The sequence below is a fragment of the Saccharothrix sp. CCNWYY140 genome (assembly GCF_037401995.1).
Taxonomy (GTDB): domain Bacteria; phylum Actinomycetota; class Actinomycetes; order Mycobacteriales; family Pseudonocardiaceae; genus Actinosynnema.
Window position 1 is genome coordinate 15,515 of sequence record NZ_JBBEGC010000091.1, and the last position, 14,366, is coordinate 29,880.

Annotated in this window: 11 protein-coding genes; 7 read left to right on the forward strand and 4 right to left on the reverse strand. The window is 71.3% G+C overall.

What is annotated here, in order from left to right; translation table 11 throughout:
- Positions 1 to 21: 21 nt before the first annotated feature.
- Both ligA and WBN91_RS29295 read right to left on the reverse strand, forming a co-directional pair.
- Positions 22 to 2,007 carry an NAD-dependent DNA ligase LigA gene (gene ligA / locus WBN91_RS29290; protein WP_337727520.1) on the reverse strand — a complete coding sequence of 662 codons (1,986 nt, stop codon included), beginning with the start codon at positions 2,005 to 2,007 and terminating at the stop codon, positions 22 to 24.
- A gap of 66 nt (positions 2,008 to 2,073) precedes the next feature.
- A complete protein-coding gene (locus tag WBN91_RS29295; RefSeq protein ID WP_337727530.1) occupies positions 2,074 to 3,015 on the reverse strand; it encodes a glutathione S-transferase family protein in 942 nt (313 codons plus the stop codon).
- Between the two features lie 161 nt (positions 3,016 to 3,176).
- Between WBN91_RS29295 and WBN91_RS29300 the strand changes: the two genes are divergently transcribed.
- The 3 genes from WBN91_RS29300 (at position 3,177) to WBN91_RS29310 (ending at position 6,092) form a co-directional block, all read left to right on the forward strand.
- Entirely contained in the window at positions 3,177 to 3,503 is a 327-nt protein-coding gene (locus WBN91_RS29300; RefSeq protein WP_337727519.1) for a DUF6204 family protein, read from the forward strand.
- 121 nt (positions 3,504 to 3,624) lie between these two features.
- On the forward strand, positions 3,625 to 4,512 hold the full coding sequence (locus WBN91_RS29305; RefSeq protein WP_337727518.1) for a trypsin-like serine peptidase: 888 nt from the start codon (positions 3,625 to 3,627) through the stop codon (positions 4,510 to 4,512).
- A gap of 86 nt (positions 4,513 to 4,598) precedes the next feature.
- Positions 4,599 to 6,092 (forward strand): carboxylesterase/lipase family protein, encoded by a 1,494-nt coding sequence (locus WBN91_RS29310; protein ID WP_337727517.1) that lies wholly within the window; start codon positions 4,599 to 4,601, stop codon positions 6,090 to 6,092.
- A gap of 28 nt (positions 6,093 to 6,120) precedes the next feature.
- On the opposite strand, the gene WBN91_RS29315 is transcribed toward WBN91_RS29310, so the two are convergent.
- Positions 6,121 to 7,620 (reverse strand): sialidase family protein, encoded by a 1,500-nt coding sequence (locus tag WBN91_RS29315; RefSeq protein WP_337727516.1) that lies wholly within the window; start codon positions 7,618 to 7,620, stop codon positions 6,121 to 6,123.
- Positions 7,621 to 7,710: 90 nt separating this feature from the next.
- On the opposite strand from WBN91_RS29315, the gene sph reads away from it, so the two are divergent.
- Positions 7,711 to 8,637 (forward strand): sphingomyelin phosphodiesterase, encoded by a 927-nt coding sequence (gene sph / locus WBN91_RS29320; protein ID WP_337727515.1) that lies wholly within the window; start codon positions 7,711 to 7,713, stop codon positions 8,635 to 8,637.
- Positions 8,638 to 8,684: 47 nt separating this feature from the next.
- Here the strand turns inward: sph and WBN91_RS29325 are convergent, their stop codons facing one another.
- Positions 8,685 to 11,483: an AbfB domain-containing protein gene (locus WBN91_RS29325; protein ID WP_337727514.1), complete on the reverse strand. Its 2,799-nt coding sequence runs from the start codon at positions 11,481 to 11,483 to the stop codon at positions 8,685 to 8,687.
- Between the two features lie 138 nt (positions 11,484 to 11,621).
- Between WBN91_RS29325 and WBN91_RS29330 the strand changes: the two genes are divergently transcribed.
- From WBN91_RS29330 to WBN91_RS29340, 3 genes are all read left to right on the forward strand, one after another.
- Positions 11,622 to 12,611: a LacI family DNA-binding transcriptional regulator gene (locus WBN91_RS29330; RefSeq protein ID WP_337727513.1), complete on the forward strand. Its 990-nt coding sequence runs from the start codon at positions 11,622 to 11,624 to the stop codon at positions 12,609 to 12,611.
- Positions 12,612 to 12,628: 17 nt separating this feature from the next.
- Positions 12,629 to 13,381, forward strand: a complete 753-nt coding sequence (locus tag WBN91_RS29335) for a class I SAM-dependent methyltransferase (RefSeq protein WP_337727512.1) — start codon at positions 12,629 to 12,631, stop codon at positions 13,379 to 13,381.
- A gap of 96 nt (positions 13,382 to 13,477) precedes the next feature.
- Positions 13,478 to 14,158 carry a Crp/Fnr family transcriptional regulator gene (locus WBN91_RS29340; RefSeq protein WP_337727511.1) on the forward strand — a complete coding sequence of 227 codons (681 nt, stop codon included), beginning with the start codon at positions 13,478 to 13,480 and terminating at the stop codon, positions 14,156 to 14,158.
- Positions 14,159 to 14,366: the final 208 nt, after the last annotated feature.

Genomic DNA, 14,366 nt, shown 5'->3' on the forward strand with positions numbered 1-14,366 from the left:
GACCAATGCATTTCCACCCCGTCACACGATGCCCGCCGCGATGAGCTGCTGCCAGATCTCGCCCTGGTCCACGACCGTCACGCCGAGCTTCTCGGCCTTGGTCAGCTTGCTCGCGCCGACGTCCGCACCCGTGATCAGCAGGTCGGTGTTGGCCGACACCGACGACGCGGCGGTAGCGCCGGCCTTCTCGCACAGGCGTTGGAAGGTCGGGCGCGGGACCTTCTCGCCCGAGCGCGGGTCGTTGATCGCCCCGGTGATCACGACCGTCTTGCCGGCCAGCGGCGCGTCCGAGGCGACCACGGGCGGCAGGTCCTCGTCCCGCACGTCCAGCGACACCCCGTTGGCGCGCAAGCGTTCCAGCTCGGGGCGCAGGCGTGTCAGGTGCTCGTGCAGGGACGTGGCGACCTTCGGCCCGATGTCCTCCACGGCCACCAGCTGCTCCTCGGAGGCGTCCGCGACCTCCTCCAGCGAGCCGAAACCCGCGCGGCACAACCGGGTCGCGGTGCCCTCGGAGGCCATCGGAATCGCCAGCCCGATCAGCGCGCGGCGCAGGCCGACCCCGCGACTGGCGTCGATCGACTCGACCATGCGCGCGGCGGACACCTCGCCGATGCGGTCGAACTCCAGCAGCTGCTCCGCGGTCAGCCGGTAGAAGTCGGACGGGTGCTCCAGCAGGCCCGCGTCGGCCAGCCGTTCGATCCACTTCGGACCGACGGCGTCGATGTCGGCCGCCGCCCGCGACGCCCAGTGCACCAGCCGCCGCACGGTCTGCGCGGGGCAGGCCAGGTTGGTGCAGAACAACTCCCGGCTGTTGCCCTGCTCGACCAGCGCCTGCCCGCACGACGGGCACACCACCGGCGGCACGATCTCCCGCTCGGCCCCGGTGCGCGCGGACTCGTCCAGCACGCCCGCCACGAACGGGATCACGTCGCCGGCACGGCGCACCAGCACCGTGTCGCCGATGCGGATGCCGCGCGCCCGGATGACCTCCTGGTTGGCCAGCGTGGCGCGGGTGACCGTGGTGCCGCCGACGAACACCGGCTCCAGCACCGCGACCGGCGCGATCTTGCCGGTCTTGCCGACGTCCCACACCACGTCGGCCAGCACCGTGGTCTTCTCCTCGGCGGCGAACTTGTAGGCCAGCGCGCCGCGCGGCGAGTTCGAGCGGGTGCCGGCGGCGGCGTAGGCGTTGCGGTCGGCCAGCCGCAGCACGGCGCCGTCGAGGTCGTAGTCGAGGTCGTTGCGCTGCCGCTCGATCTCGGCGATGACGGCTTGGGCGGACTCGGCGTCGGCGCAGTGGCGCATGTCGGCGACGGCGAACCCGAGTGTGCGCAGGCCCTGTTCCAGGTCGGTGGCGGCGGTGCCCGCGTCGAGGTCGAAGGAGAAGAACTGGAGGCGGCGCTCGGCGACGGTGGCCGGGTCCTTGGCGCGCAGCGTGCCGGCGGCGGCGTTGCGCGGGTTGATCAGCGGTTTGTCCGGGTGGGCGGTGTTGTAGGCGGCGAAGGTGGAGCGCAGCATGACCGCCTCGCCCCGCACCTCGACCCGCCCCGGCGCGTCGACCCGGTCGGGCACCCCGTCCACCAGGGCCTTGACCAGCACGGTCACGTCGTCCCCGGTGGTGCCGTCACCTCGGGTGACCGCCCGCGCGAGCCGCCCGTCCTCGTAGACCACGGCCAGCGACAGCCCGTCGAGCTTGGGCATGACCGCGACCGGCTGGCCGGGGAACCGGTCGAAGAACGCCGCCACCTGCTCGGGCTTGGTCGCCTTCTCCAACGACAACATGGGCCGCGAGTGCCGCACCGGTGCGTGCAGCACGGCCGGCGCGCCGACCTGGTCCAGCGGGTTGGGGTCGGGCGCGAGCTCCGGGTGCGCCGCCACCAGGTCCCGCAACTCGTCCTCGATCGCGTCGTACTCGGCGTCCGCCACCTTGGGCGAACCCCGGTAGTAGGCGTCCCGCAGCACCACGACCTGGTCGGCGAGTTCTTGAATCCGCTCCCGTACGTCCACGGCCAAGACGCTACCGCCGAGCACCGACAAAAACCCGAGGACGGGTCGCTTGTGGACGGCCGCCGGTCAGGACGCGACGCGCTCCGACTCGCGCACCGGTCCGGGCGGGGTGCCGTCGCCGAACGGACGCCCGCCCAGGGCCTCGCGCCCGTGCGGGGTCGTCCAGCCGGACGGGTCCGGTCCCTTCGGCACGATCTGCGTCGGGTTGATGTCCTTGTGCACCACGTAGTAGTGCTGCTTGATCTGCCCGAAGTCCACCGTGTCGCCGAACCCCGGCGTCTGGAACAGGTCCCGCGCGTACCCCCACAGGTTCGGCATCTCGACCAGCTTGTTCCGGTTGCACTTGAAGTGCCCGTGGTAGACGGCGTCGAAGCGCACGAGCGTGGTGAACAGCCGCACGTCGGCCTCGGTAATCGTGTCGCCGACCAGGTAGCGCCGGGAAGCCAGCCGCTCCTCCAGCCAGTCCAGCGCGGTCCACAGCCGGTCGTAGGCCTCGTCGTAGGCCTCCTGGCTGCCGGCGAACCCGCACCGGTACACGCCGTTGTTGACCTCGGTGAACACCCGCTGGTTGACCTCGTCGACCTCATCCCGGTGCGCGGCGGGCAGCAGGTCGGGAGCGCCCGGACGGTGGTGCTCGCGCCACTCGGTGGACAGGTCGAGGGTGATCTGGGCGAAGTCGTTGGTGACCACCGCGCCGGTCGTGGTGTCCACCATCGCGGGCACGGTGATGCCGCGCGGGTACTCGGGGTCGCGCTTGAAGTACGCCTCCTGCAAGCGCTCGATGCCCAGCACCGGGTCCCGCCCGCCGGGGTCGAGGTCGAACGTCCAGGACCGGGCGTCGTGCACCGGGCCGGGCAGGCCGAGCGAGATGGCGTCCTCCAGCCCGAGCAACCGGCGCACGATGATCGACCGGTTGGCCCACGGGCACGCGCGCGCGGCGACCAGGCGGTAGCGACCGGGCTCCACCGGGAACCCGTCGCGGCCGTCGGCGGTGATCCGGGTGGTGATGTACCTGGTGTCCCGGGTGAACGCCTTGCCCTTGACCGAGTAGGTGCCGCCGGTGCCGTGTTCGGGGTGGTCGTTCGCGTCGCTCACGAATACGAGCCTACGCCGTTCCCGTGGTCGATATCGGTTGCCGCCACCCGCCCGGGTCACCCACGATCACCCCCATGCCCGAGCACACCTACCGCGTGCTGGTGCGCGGCCGGTTCACCGACCTCGACGACGCCGGTCGCGCCCGCCTCCTCGCCGCCGCCGACCGGCACAGCGTCCTCACCAACGGGTTCAGCGAGGAGGGCGCGCTGTCCTACGACCGCTCGCTGGACTTCTTCAGCTTCCGGGTGCAGCTGCGCGCCGAGGCCCGGGACACCGACCGCGAGGTGTGCGCCGAGGGCCTGCGCCGGGCCGCTCGCGCGGTGGAGGCGTACGGCGTGGACTTCCGCGACCTGAAGGCGTCGGCCACCGACGTGGACCTGATCAAGGTCCGCCGCCGCTGACACCATCCACTGTGGACCCGGCAACTGTCACCCGTTCAGCCGGAACGCCCGCGTCTCGGTCTTGAGTAACTTTCACGTCACGGTCCCCTGCCGTTGATCGACCCACGAGAGGTGGAAGATCATGAACCGTGCCGTGAAACGCCTGCTCACCGCGGTGAGCGCGTTAGCCCTGTCCCTGGTGGCCCTTCCCGCCGCGCACTCCGCGCCGGGCACCTACTGGACACCCGAGCGCATGCGCTCCGCCATCCCCCTGGACACCCTGACGGTCAGCCCGACCGCCGTGCGCGCCAACGTCGCGACCGGCGCACCCACCACGATCCAACCCCTGGCCTTCCCCAACGGGGGCAGCGCCTGGACCGGCGGCGGGGCCGTCGTCAAGACCGCTGGCCGGGTGTTCTTCACCTACCAGGGCCGCAACGCCTCGTGCAGCGGCAACGCCGTGACCAGCGCCAACAAGAGCACGGTGATCACCGCCGGCCACTGCGTCAAGCTGGACGGCGCCTACCACACCAACGTCGCCTTCGTGCCGGCGTACAACAACGGCAACGCCCCCTACGGCACCTGGAACGCCCGTGCCACCTTCGCCACGCCCCAGTGGCACGCTTCGGAGGACATCAACTACGACATCGGCTCGATCGTCGTGGGCCAGGTGGGCGGCCAGTACCTGACCGACGTCGTGGGCGCCCAGGGCATCGCGTTCAACCAGGCCAAAGCCGCCAACATGTACGCCTTCGGCTACCCGGCCGCCTCGCCGTACGACGGCACCAAGCTCGTCTATTGCAGCGGCACGACGTTCAACGCCTTCCTGAGCAACGGCATCGGCATGACCTGCAACATGACCGGTGGGGCCAGCGGCGGTCCGTGGTTCACGACGTTCTCGGAGGCCACCGGCACGGGCACGCTGAACTCGGTGAACAGCTACAAGATCAACTTCTTCCCGAACTGGATGTTCGGCCCGTACTTCGGCGCCGACGCCCAGAACCTCTACGCCCAGGCCCAAGCCGCCTGACCCGCGCGGACCGGACCCCGGCGGCGGTCGGGGTCCGGTCGCGTAATTGGGTCGCCCGCGCACCCGGTGACGAGCATGATCGCCCGGTGCACCCCGAAGTCCGCACGTCAGCCGGCCGCGTGCGCGGCACGACCGAGCACGGCGTCTCCGTCTTCCGCGGCATCCCCTTCGCCGAGCCGCCTGTAGGCGCTCTCCGCTTCGCCGCCCCGCACCGCGCCCGAGCCTGGGACGGCGTCCGGGACGCCCTGGCCTTCGGCCCGCCGCCACCCCAAGCCGGCGTGTTCGGCATGGACGCCCTCACCCAGGACGCCGGCGACGACTGGCTCACGGTCAACGTCTGGTCGCCCGACCCCGGCCCGAGCGCCGGGCTCCCGGTCATGGTGTGGATCCAGGGCGGGGCGTACACGATCGGCACGGCGAGCCTGCCCGAGTACGACGGAGTCCGGCTCGCCCGGCACGGTGTCGTGGTCGTGACCTTCAACTACCGGGTTGGCATCGAGGGGTTCGGCCTGGTCGACGGCGCTCCCGCGAACCGGGGCCTGCTGGACCAGGTCGCCGCGCTGGAGTGGGTCCGCGACAACGTCAACGCGTTCGGCGGCGACCCGGACCTGGTCACAGTCTTCGGCCAGTCCGCGGGCGGCGGGTCGGTCGCGGCGTTGTTCGGGATGCCCCGAGCGCGCGGGCTGTTCCGGCGTGCCGTCGTGCAGAGCGCGCCCGGCACGTTCTTCACGCCCGAGTTGGCCACCGACATCGCTGCCGCGTGCGCCGCGGAGTTGGGGCTGAAGCCCACTGTGGCCGACCTGTCGACGGTCGCACCCGACCTGCTGCCCTCGGCCGGGGACGCGGTGACCGCCGACATCGCCCGCTGGGCGCCCCGGTGGGGCCGGGCCGCGCCCCGGTCGATCCTGTTCTCCCCGGTGGTCGACGGCGAGGTCCTGGTGACCACCCCGTGGCGGGCGTTGGCCGAGGGCGCGGGCAGGGAGGTGGACCTGCTCGCCGGGCACACCCGTGACGAGCAGCGCCTGCTCACCGCCCTGGACGGGCAGCTCGGCCAGATCACTGCGGAGCAGGCGGCGACCGCGTTGGACACCTTCGCCCCGGACGGCGGCGACCGGTACCGGGAGGCCTTCCCGTCCGCCGAGGAGCAGTACGAGGTGGTCCTGTCGGACTGGCTGTTCCGCATGCCGACCTACCACCTGGCCGTCGCCCAGGAGGCCGCCGGCGGCCGGGCGCACCTCTACGAGCTGACCTGGCCCGCGCCCGGCATGGGCGGTGTGCTCGGCGCGTGCCACGGGCTGGACGTGCCGTTGGTGTTCGGCAACCTGACCAGTGGCCAACCCGCCGCACTGCTGGACGGCTCGCCGGAGGCGGAGCAGGTCTCGACGGCGATGCGGACCGCGTGGACGGCCTTCGCCACCCACGGCGACCCGGGCTGGCCCGCCTACGACGCCACCCGACGCCTCACGCGCCTGTTCGACGCCCAGCCGACCGTCACCACCTACCCCGAGGACACCTCCCGCGAGATCTGGCGGCACCACACCTTCGAGCCGCTCCCGCTGGAAGCGCCCGACTCCCCCTGAACCGGGGAGCCGGGCTCTTCCGGACCCGTCAGCCCTGGTCGAGCCGCACGGCGTGCACGTCCGCGCCGTCGGCGATGGTCGAGGTGAAGAACGCGATCACGTCGTCGCCGGAGATGGTCTCCAGGCCCATGTAGTCACCGAGGAACAACCCGCGCGGCACGTCCGGGGTCGCCCAGGAGATCGGCGCCCGGTAGTGGTCGAACGGGCCGTGCAGGTGCTGCTCGGCGTCCCAGGTGGCCGCGCCGTCGTGGGAGTGCCGGATCCACACGTCGGTGGTGGCGATCCCGTCGCCGAGCACGTTGTTCCGGTCGTCGAAGTAGGTCAGGGTGACCATGCCGGTGTCCGACACGTCGACGGCGTGGTTGTAGGACTGCACGCCCGGCCCGCCCGCGGCCACCACCGCGGGTCCGGTCCAGTGCCGGCCGCCGTCGGTGGACTTGGCCAGCACGACCTGGTTCACCGGGGTGCCCCGCGCGTCGGCCCACACCACGTAGATCGCGCCGGAGGTCATGTCCACGGCGATGTCGGGGATGTAGTCGCCGGCCCGGATCGGGAAGCCGTCGTCGGGCACGACCAGCTGGGCGAACGAGATCGGGGCGATCTTGGTGGGCGCGGACCAGTGCAGCCCGGCGTCGATCGAGCGCATGACGCCCATGTAGACGCCCTTGTCGTTGGGCTGGACGCCGGCGCCGGTGAACAGGTTCGCGGTGACGTTGTAGAGCGTGCCGTCCGGGCCGACCGCGATCTGGTTGCCCTGGAAGAAGGCGTTCGAGTCGCGCATCGACACCGGCTTGGACCAGGTCAGGCCGCCGTCGGTGGTGCGGGAGAACATCGGCTTGCCGCGGTAGGCGAAGGAGTGCAGGTCCCCGGCCGGGCTCTGGTGCCCCTCGTTGGGGTACGACCCGCGCAGCCAGGTCGCGTAGGCGTAGCCGGGGCGGGTCGGGTCGCCGGTGATGGAGACCTTGTCGTTGAACACGCCCCTCGACCCGTCGTCCTCCTGGAGGATCGTCGGCGCCCGCCACGTGCCGGTGGCCCGGTCGAGGCTGGTCACCGAGATCGCGGACAGGCCCAGCGCGGCCGAGTCGATGGGCTGGCCGATGAAGTAGGCGTTGCCGCCGCCGTCGTAGGTCACCCACGGGTCGGTCACGCGGCCGAACCGGGTCGGTCCGCCCTGGCAGCCGCTCCACGGCACGTCGGGCAGCTTGACCCAGGAGGTGCCGCCGTCGCGGGTGATCCACGACGACAGGCCGCGTGCGCCGCCGTCCGGCCAGCGGTCCTGCTGGGCGGCGCCGATCATCTCGTCGGGGTTCATGGGGTTGACCGCGACCTGCGGCTCGACCTCGGCGTCGTCGTAGGCGGCGGCGAAGTCGGCGGACGCGCCGAACGGGCAGGCGGTGAGGGTGGACGGGCCGTTGACCAGGATGTCCGGACCGGCCGCGAAGGGCGCCGCGGACGCTCCGGGCGCCGCGCTCAGCACGATCAGGGGTACGACCGCCGCCGCGGCGGCGAGCCGTGAACTCGCGTGCATAGGAGGTACCTCCGGGTACGTTCCCCCTCTCGGGTGAAATCGCACCCGATCACGCCGGTGTTGCGCGTCCCACCGGCACGATCACCACCTATGAAGACGCGAATCCTGCTCACGTCTTGCCTGCTGGCCGCCTTGGTCGCGACACCCGCCACCGCCGCCCCGACCTCCCCGAAGATCGCCTCCTACAACGTGTTCATGCTGTCCCGGGCGCTCTACCCGAACTGGGGGCAGGTCACCCGGGCCGACCTGATCGACCGCCAGGACGTCCTGGCCGGTCAGGACGTCGTCGTGCTCCAGGAGCTGTTCGACAACACCGCCGGTGACCGCCTGCTGACCAACCTCTCCGACACGTACCCGCACCGGACGCCGACCGTGGGCCGGTCCCGCACGGGCTGGGACGCCACTCTCGGGAACTACCGCGACAGCGCCGCCGAGGACGGTGGCGTGGCGGTGGTGAGCCGATGGCCGATCACCCGGCGCGTCCAGCACGTCTACCGGGACGGCTGCGGCCCGGACTGGCTGTCCAACAAGGGCTTCGCCTACGTCCGCCTCAGCTCGCCCAACGGCCCCGTGCACGTCATCGGCACCCACATGCAGTCCGAGGACTCCTCCTGCACGGTCTCGCCGGCCTCGGTCCGCGCCCGCCAGCGCGCCGAGATCGCCGCGTTCGTCGCCGCCGAGCGCATCCCGGCCGGCGAGCCGCTGTACGTGGCGGGCGACCTGAACGTGATCAGGTCCAGCGGGGAGTACGCCACGATGCTGACCGACCTCAAGGCCGCCTCGCCCGCATTCGCAGGCCACCCGTACTCGTGGGACTGCGCGGACAACAGCGTGTGCCGCGACCAGTACGGCCCGGAGTACGCTTCCGAGCACCTCGACTACGTGCTGACCCTCCAGGGACCGGTGCTGGCCAACGAGACCCGGCGCGTGAAGAGTCCGGTGTGGACAGTCACGTCCTGGTTCACGAACTATTCCTACACCGACTACTCCGACCACTACCCCGTGTTCGCGTCCTGACCCCTCACGGCCGTGGTGGTCGGCAAGGACCACCACGGCCGTCCCGGTCAGGGAGCCCAGGGCGGGGCGACGGCCCAACTGCTGTCGGCGGTCAGCGTCTGCGGTCGGTTGAACCCGGTGCCGTCACCGGAGGCGATGTAGACCTCGGCGTTGTGGTGGCGCAGGAACGTTCCCGGGAAGTTGATGGACTCGAACGACACCCCCGTGCCGCCGATCCCCGGCCGCGCACAGAAGGTGGCGTCCGCCCGGAACAGGTCCGTGCCGTCGTTGGGCGAGTTGCGCACCCGTGAGTTGGCGTGGCGCAGGAACTGCCCCGGGTAGTTGGCCGATTCGAAGGAGTAGCACGACGAGTCGGCCAGGCCTCGCCGGACGGTGTAGGTCGCGTCGGCCTTGAGCAACGCGCTGCTGCCGGCATCGACCACCTCCGTGAAGGCGAGGCCGTCGTAGTGCCGCAGGTACCGGTTCGTGTAGCCCCAGGTGGTCACCCGCAGCGACTGCCGGACGTCCACCGGCAGCAGCACCGAGCTGCGCCACAGCGCCGGGGCCGCGACCTCCCAGGTGGCGTCGGCGGCGAAGCTGGTCGCGGTGTCCCACGGGTTCGCGCCGCCGCTGCGGGCCAGGTAGACGTCCTCGCCGTAGTGGCGCAGGAACGCGCCGGGTTGGCCCAGCGCCTCGAAGGACACGCCGCCCGCCGCGAGGCCCGGCCGTGCGCACCAGGTGGCGTCGGTCCGGAACGTGCCGCCGGTGTCGCTGTCGATCCGGACCCGCGAGGCCGCGTGCCGCAGGTAGCGGCCGGGGAAGTTGACCGATTCGAACGAGTAGCAGCGCGGGTCCGCCAGCCCCGCCACGGTCCGGTAGGAGGCGTCCTGCCGGGCGCCGTCCGAGGTGATCACGTCGGTGCGGGCCAGGGAGTTCGCGTGCCGCAGGTACCGGTCGGTGTAGCCGGGCGTGGTCACCCGGAACGACCGGACGTGGCCGAGCGTGAGCCGCACCGGCGCGTTGAGGTTGCGGGACGCGGCGATCAGGTCGAGGTGCGCGGCCCGCACGACGCCCGTGTCCACCTTCTGCACGCGCCGGTCGTAGGTGACCAGGCCGTTGTACTCGCCCTCCACGTCGGTGATCTCCGTGTAGACGTACGCGGACACCCCCTTGGTGGTCATGAGCTGCCGGACGTCCCGGACCATCCCGGTGTACCGGTCGTTGAGCTGGTCGGCGCCGAACACCTGCTCGTAGGCGAAGAACTCGCCGTTGGGGCTGTACTCGTGACCGGGGTTGCGCAGCCCGATGCCGCCGAACTCGCCCAGCGCGGAGATTCGGGTCCCGGACGGGCGCGGGGCGTCGGGGCCGGTGTAGACGTGCCAGTCGATGATGTCGCCGGTGCCGGGGTCGCCCTTGGAGGAGCAGCAGTTGTAGCCGCTGTGCGGGTTCATCAACCGGGTGGGGTCCTGGTTCTCCAACTGGGTGGTGACCCGGCGGGTGTCGTCGAGGTTCCACTCGCCCCAGCCCTCGTTGAACGGCACGTAGGCGATCACGGCGGGCGAGAACCGGTGCTCGTCGACGATCTCGCGGGCCTCGGTCTCGAACTGGGCGATCTGGGCGGCCGTGCGGGCGGAGTCGGCGGTGGTCGTGGACGGGATGTCCTGCCACACCAGCAGTCCCAGCCGGTCGGCGTGGTAGTACCAGCGGGCCGGTTCGACCTTGATGTGCTTGCGGACCATGTTGAAGCCCAGGTCCTTGTGCTTCTGGAGGTCGAAGGCCAGGGCCGCGTCGGTGGGCGCGGTGTAGAGGCCGTCGGGCCAGAAGCCCTGGTCGAGCGTGCCGACCTGGAAGACGAACTCGCCGTTGAGCGTGGGCCGGAGGACGCCGTCGACCACCTTCGTGCCGACCTCGCGCATGCCGAAGTAGGCGACGACCTGGTCCACGGTGGCTCCGCCGGCGGTGCGCAGGGAGACGCGCAGGTTGTAGAGGTACGGGTCGTCGGGTGACCAGCGGCGGGCGTTGGGCACCGGCACGGAGAACTCGGCGAACCCGCCGGAGGCGCTGCCCACGACCGTCGTGCCCGCCATCGCCTCGGCTAAGACGGTGTGCCCGCTGACGTTCCCTCGGGTGAAGACGCGGACGCGGGCGGTGTTGGTCGCCAGGTTCGGGTGGATGTCCACGGAGTAGACCGACGAGGTCGGGGTGGGTTCGAGCCAGACGGTCTGCCAGATGCCCGAGGACGGTGTGTAGAAGATGCCGCCGGGGGTGTTCACCTGCTTGCCCAGGGGCTGCTTCTCGCCGCGCCCGTCGGTGGGGTCGTAGACGCGGACGACCAGTTCGTTGGCACCGCTGCGCAGTTGGGCGGTGACGTCGACCTCGAACCGGTCGTAGCCGCCCCGGTGGGTGGTGACCTGGGTGCCGTTGACCCACACCGTGGCCTCGTAGTCCACCGCGCCGAAGTGCAGCTGGACGCGGCGGCCGGCCCAGGCGGCGGGGACGGTGAAGGCGCGGCGGTAGAACATCAGGTCGCGGTCGTCGTTGCGCATGATGCCGGACAGGGCGGACTCGATCGGGTAGGGCACGAGGACGCGTTCGGGCAGGGTCTGGCCGAGTGGCGGCGCGGCGTACCGGTCGACGGACCCGCCGGTCCCGGTGGCGGGGTTGAGGAACTCCCACTCGCCGTTGAGCGACTGCCAGTCCGGGCGGGTCATCTGCGGGCGCGGGTACTCGGGCAGCGGGTTGGTGGTGGACACCTGGCTGGTCCAGGGTGTGGTCAGGGGAGGCGGTTTGGGGGTGACGGCGGCGGTGGCGGGCGCGGCGGTGATGCCGGCGGCCACGGCCGCGAGGAGGGTGAGCAGGCGACGCATCGGACTCCCTCAGTGGGTCGGTTTCCGGCGGCCATGTGACTCACGTCACTCCTCCGGTTTTTACATCGTTGGTACAACGTTGTAAAGGGCCGTTCGACGGGTACGATCCCCTTCACCCAACCTCCGGGAGGCAGTGCGTTGGCCACGCTGAAGGACGTCGCCGCGCTCGCCGGCGTGTCGGTGAAGACGGTGTCGAACGTGGTCAACGGCCACGCCTTCGTCAAAGCCGAGAACCGCAGGCGGGTGGAGGAGGCGTTGGCCGCCACCGGCTACCGGCCCAACCTGGGGGCGCGCAACCTGCGCCGGGGCCGGACCGGGTTCGTGGCCCTGGTGCTGCCCGAACTGGGCATCCCGTACTTCTCCGAGCTGGCCGGGCTCGTGCTGCGCGCCGCGCAGGCCCACGAGTGGAACGTGTTGATCGAGCAGACCCTGGGCACCCGCGAGGGCGAGCGCGCGGCCCTGGCGTCGCTGGGCACGCACCTGGTGGACGGGGCGGTGGTGAGCCCGGAGGCGTTGCTGGAGGGTGATTTCGCGGAGTTGTCCCTGCCGGTGGTGATGCTCGGCGAGCACACCGTGGACCTGCCCATCGACCGGGTCGGGATCGACAACGTGCGCGCGGCAGAGGAGGCCGTGGGGCACCTGGTCTCTTCCGGACGGCGGCGGATCGCGGCGATCGGCGCGCACCCGGCCCGCGGCACGGCGGCGTTGCGCCTCCAGGGCTACCGGGCGGCGTTGGCGGCGGCCGGACTGCCGTTCGACGAGTCGCTGGTGGCCACGGCCCTGCACTACCACCGCGCCGAGGGCGCGGCGGCGATGGAGGCGCTGCTGGCGCTGCCCGAGCCACCGGACGCGGTGTTCTGCTTCAACGACCTGCTGGCCGTGGGCGCTCTGCGCACCGCCTCCGCCCACGGTCTGCGCGTGCCCGAGGACGTGGCTGTGGTCGGCTTCGACAACACCGAGGAAGGCGCTTACCACCGCCCGTCCCTGACCACGGTCGCTCCCGACAAGGCCGCCATCGCCGACGCGGCGGTGACCCTGCTGCGTCACCGGGTCGAGGACCCCGATCGACCACACGAACAGGTGCAGACGCCGTTCACGCTGGAAATCAGGGAGAGTACCGCCGGCTGATGAGCGATCATGACCTCATGCGCACGTTCGAAGAGTTGGTGGCGGAAGCGGCGGCGGCCGACGTCTCGGGGTGGGACTTCGGCTGGCTGGACGGCCGTGCCACCGAGGAGCGCCCGCCGTGGGGTTACGCCCGCCTGCTCGCCAAGCGACTCTCCACCGTCGAGGCCGCGTTGGACATCGACACCGGCGGCGGCGAGGTGCTGTCCGAGGCCCCGGTGTTCCCGCCGCGCATGTGCGCCACGGAGGGTTGGCCGCCCAACGCCGAACGCGCCAAGGCCTTGCTGGGTCCACGCGGTGTGGAGGTCACCCTGACCCCGCCCGACTCCGGCCTGCCGTTCCCCGACGCCACTTTCGACCTGGTGACCAGCCGCCACCCGGTGCGCCCGGACTGGCCGGAGATCGCCCGCGTCCTGGTCCCCGGCGGCCACTACTTCGCCCAACACGTCGGCCCCGCCTCGGCCCTGGAACTCACCGAGTACTTCCTCGGCCCCCTCCCCGAGCACGACGACAGCCGCGATCCGGAGGCCGAGGTGGCCGCCGCCAAGTCGGCAGGCCTGATCGTGGAGGACCTGCGCACCGCCCGGTGTCGGATGGAGTTCTTCGACGTCGGGGCGGTCGTCTACATCCTGCGCAAGTGCGTGTGGTGGGTGCCGGACTTCACCGTCGAGGGACACGCGGACACCTTGCGCCGCATGCACGAGCAGATCCGAGCCGAGGGCAGTTTCGTGGCCCATTCGACCCGCCACCTGCTCGACTTGCGCCGTCCTTGATCATCGGGGGACCTCCCGGGCTGCCGTTCGAGGCCGGATGGTGAGATGGTCTCCGCCGACGACGTGAGAAGGATTCCGGTGCGGGGGGACGCGGACATGGACGGGGATCGCGGTTTGCTGGGCCGGCTGTCGGACCGGGTGGCCGAGGCACTGCTGAAGTTGGGCGGTCCGGTGGCGTACGGGTCGGGCGAGATCGTGCTGCGCGAGGGCGGCGAAGACGGCCATGCCGTCCTGGTCCTGACCGGCGCGGTGAAGGTCCGAGCCAGCGACGAGGCAGGCGACGCGGCCCTGCTGGCAGTCCTGTCGGCAGGCAACCTGGTGGGCGAGATGGCAGCCCTGGACGGCCGCCCCCGCTCGGCCACGGTGGTGGCCTGCGGCCCGGTGACGGGCAGGCTGATCCCCCAACACCAACTCCTGGACTTCCTGGAGTTCCACCGAGAGGTCCTGGTGGAACTCTTCCGAGTCCGAGCCGACCAGGTCCGCTGGGCCAACGAACTACGCCGAGCCATGCCCCACCACGCGGCAACCCGAATCGCCCGCGTCCTGGGCCACTTGGTCCGCCACCACGGTTCGAGAACAACGGCAGGTTGGACCTTGGACCTGCCGTTGACCAACGTAGAACTGGCCTCCATCGCCGGCATGAAGTCCCGCACAGCCGAAAAGGCCTTCAGCCGCCTACGCGACGCCGGCATCGTCATGACCAGCACCCGCCGAGCCGTGGTAGTCCCCGACCTCCCCCGCCTAGACCTCATCGCCACAGGCCGCCACCTCCCCTAACCACCCCACACACAACCCGCCCCCACGCGGCCCCGCCCTCGCGCCGCACGTGGCACACTCAGCCGCCCCACAGCACACTCCCCCGCTCGCCCCCGTGCGCCCCGCTCAACCGCAGCGCTTGGCTTTTCACAAAGCTGCCGCACGGCACTCCCCTACCTGGGCTTCTTGCTTGTGTCATCCCCGTATGGCCTGCCCGAAGGGCTACCAC

Bases quoted from the DNA above. Each gene is read 5' to 3' on its own strand.
- WBN91_RS29300 (WP_337727519.1), top strand. From the start codon at position 3,177: ATGCCCGAGCACACCTACCGCGTGCTGGTGCGCGGCCGGTTCACCGAC.
- WBN91_RS29305 (WP_337727518.1), top strand. From the start codon at position 3,625: ATGAACCGTGCCGTGAAACGCCTGCTCACCGCGGTGAGCGCGTTAGCC.
- WBN91_RS29315 (WP_337727516.1), bottom strand. From the start codon at position 7,620: ATGCACGCGAGTTCACGGCTCGCCGCCGCGGCGGCGGTCGTACCCCTG.
- sph (WP_337727515.1), top strand. From the start codon at position 7,711: ATGAAGACGCGAATCCTGCTCACGTCTTGCCTGCTGGCCGCCTTGGTC.
- WBN91_RS29325 (WP_337727514.1), bottom strand. From the start codon at position 11,483: ATGCGTCGCCTGCTCACCCTCCTCGCGGCCGTGGCCGCCGGCATCACC.
- WBN91_RS29335 (WP_337727512.1), top strand. From the start codon at position 12,629: ATGCGCACGTTCGAAGAGTTGGTGGCGGAAGCGGCGGCGGCCGACGTC.
- WBN91_RS29340 (WP_337727511.1), top strand. From the start codon at position 13,478: ATGGACGGGGATCGCGGTTTGCTGGGCCGGCTGTCGGACCGGGTGGCC.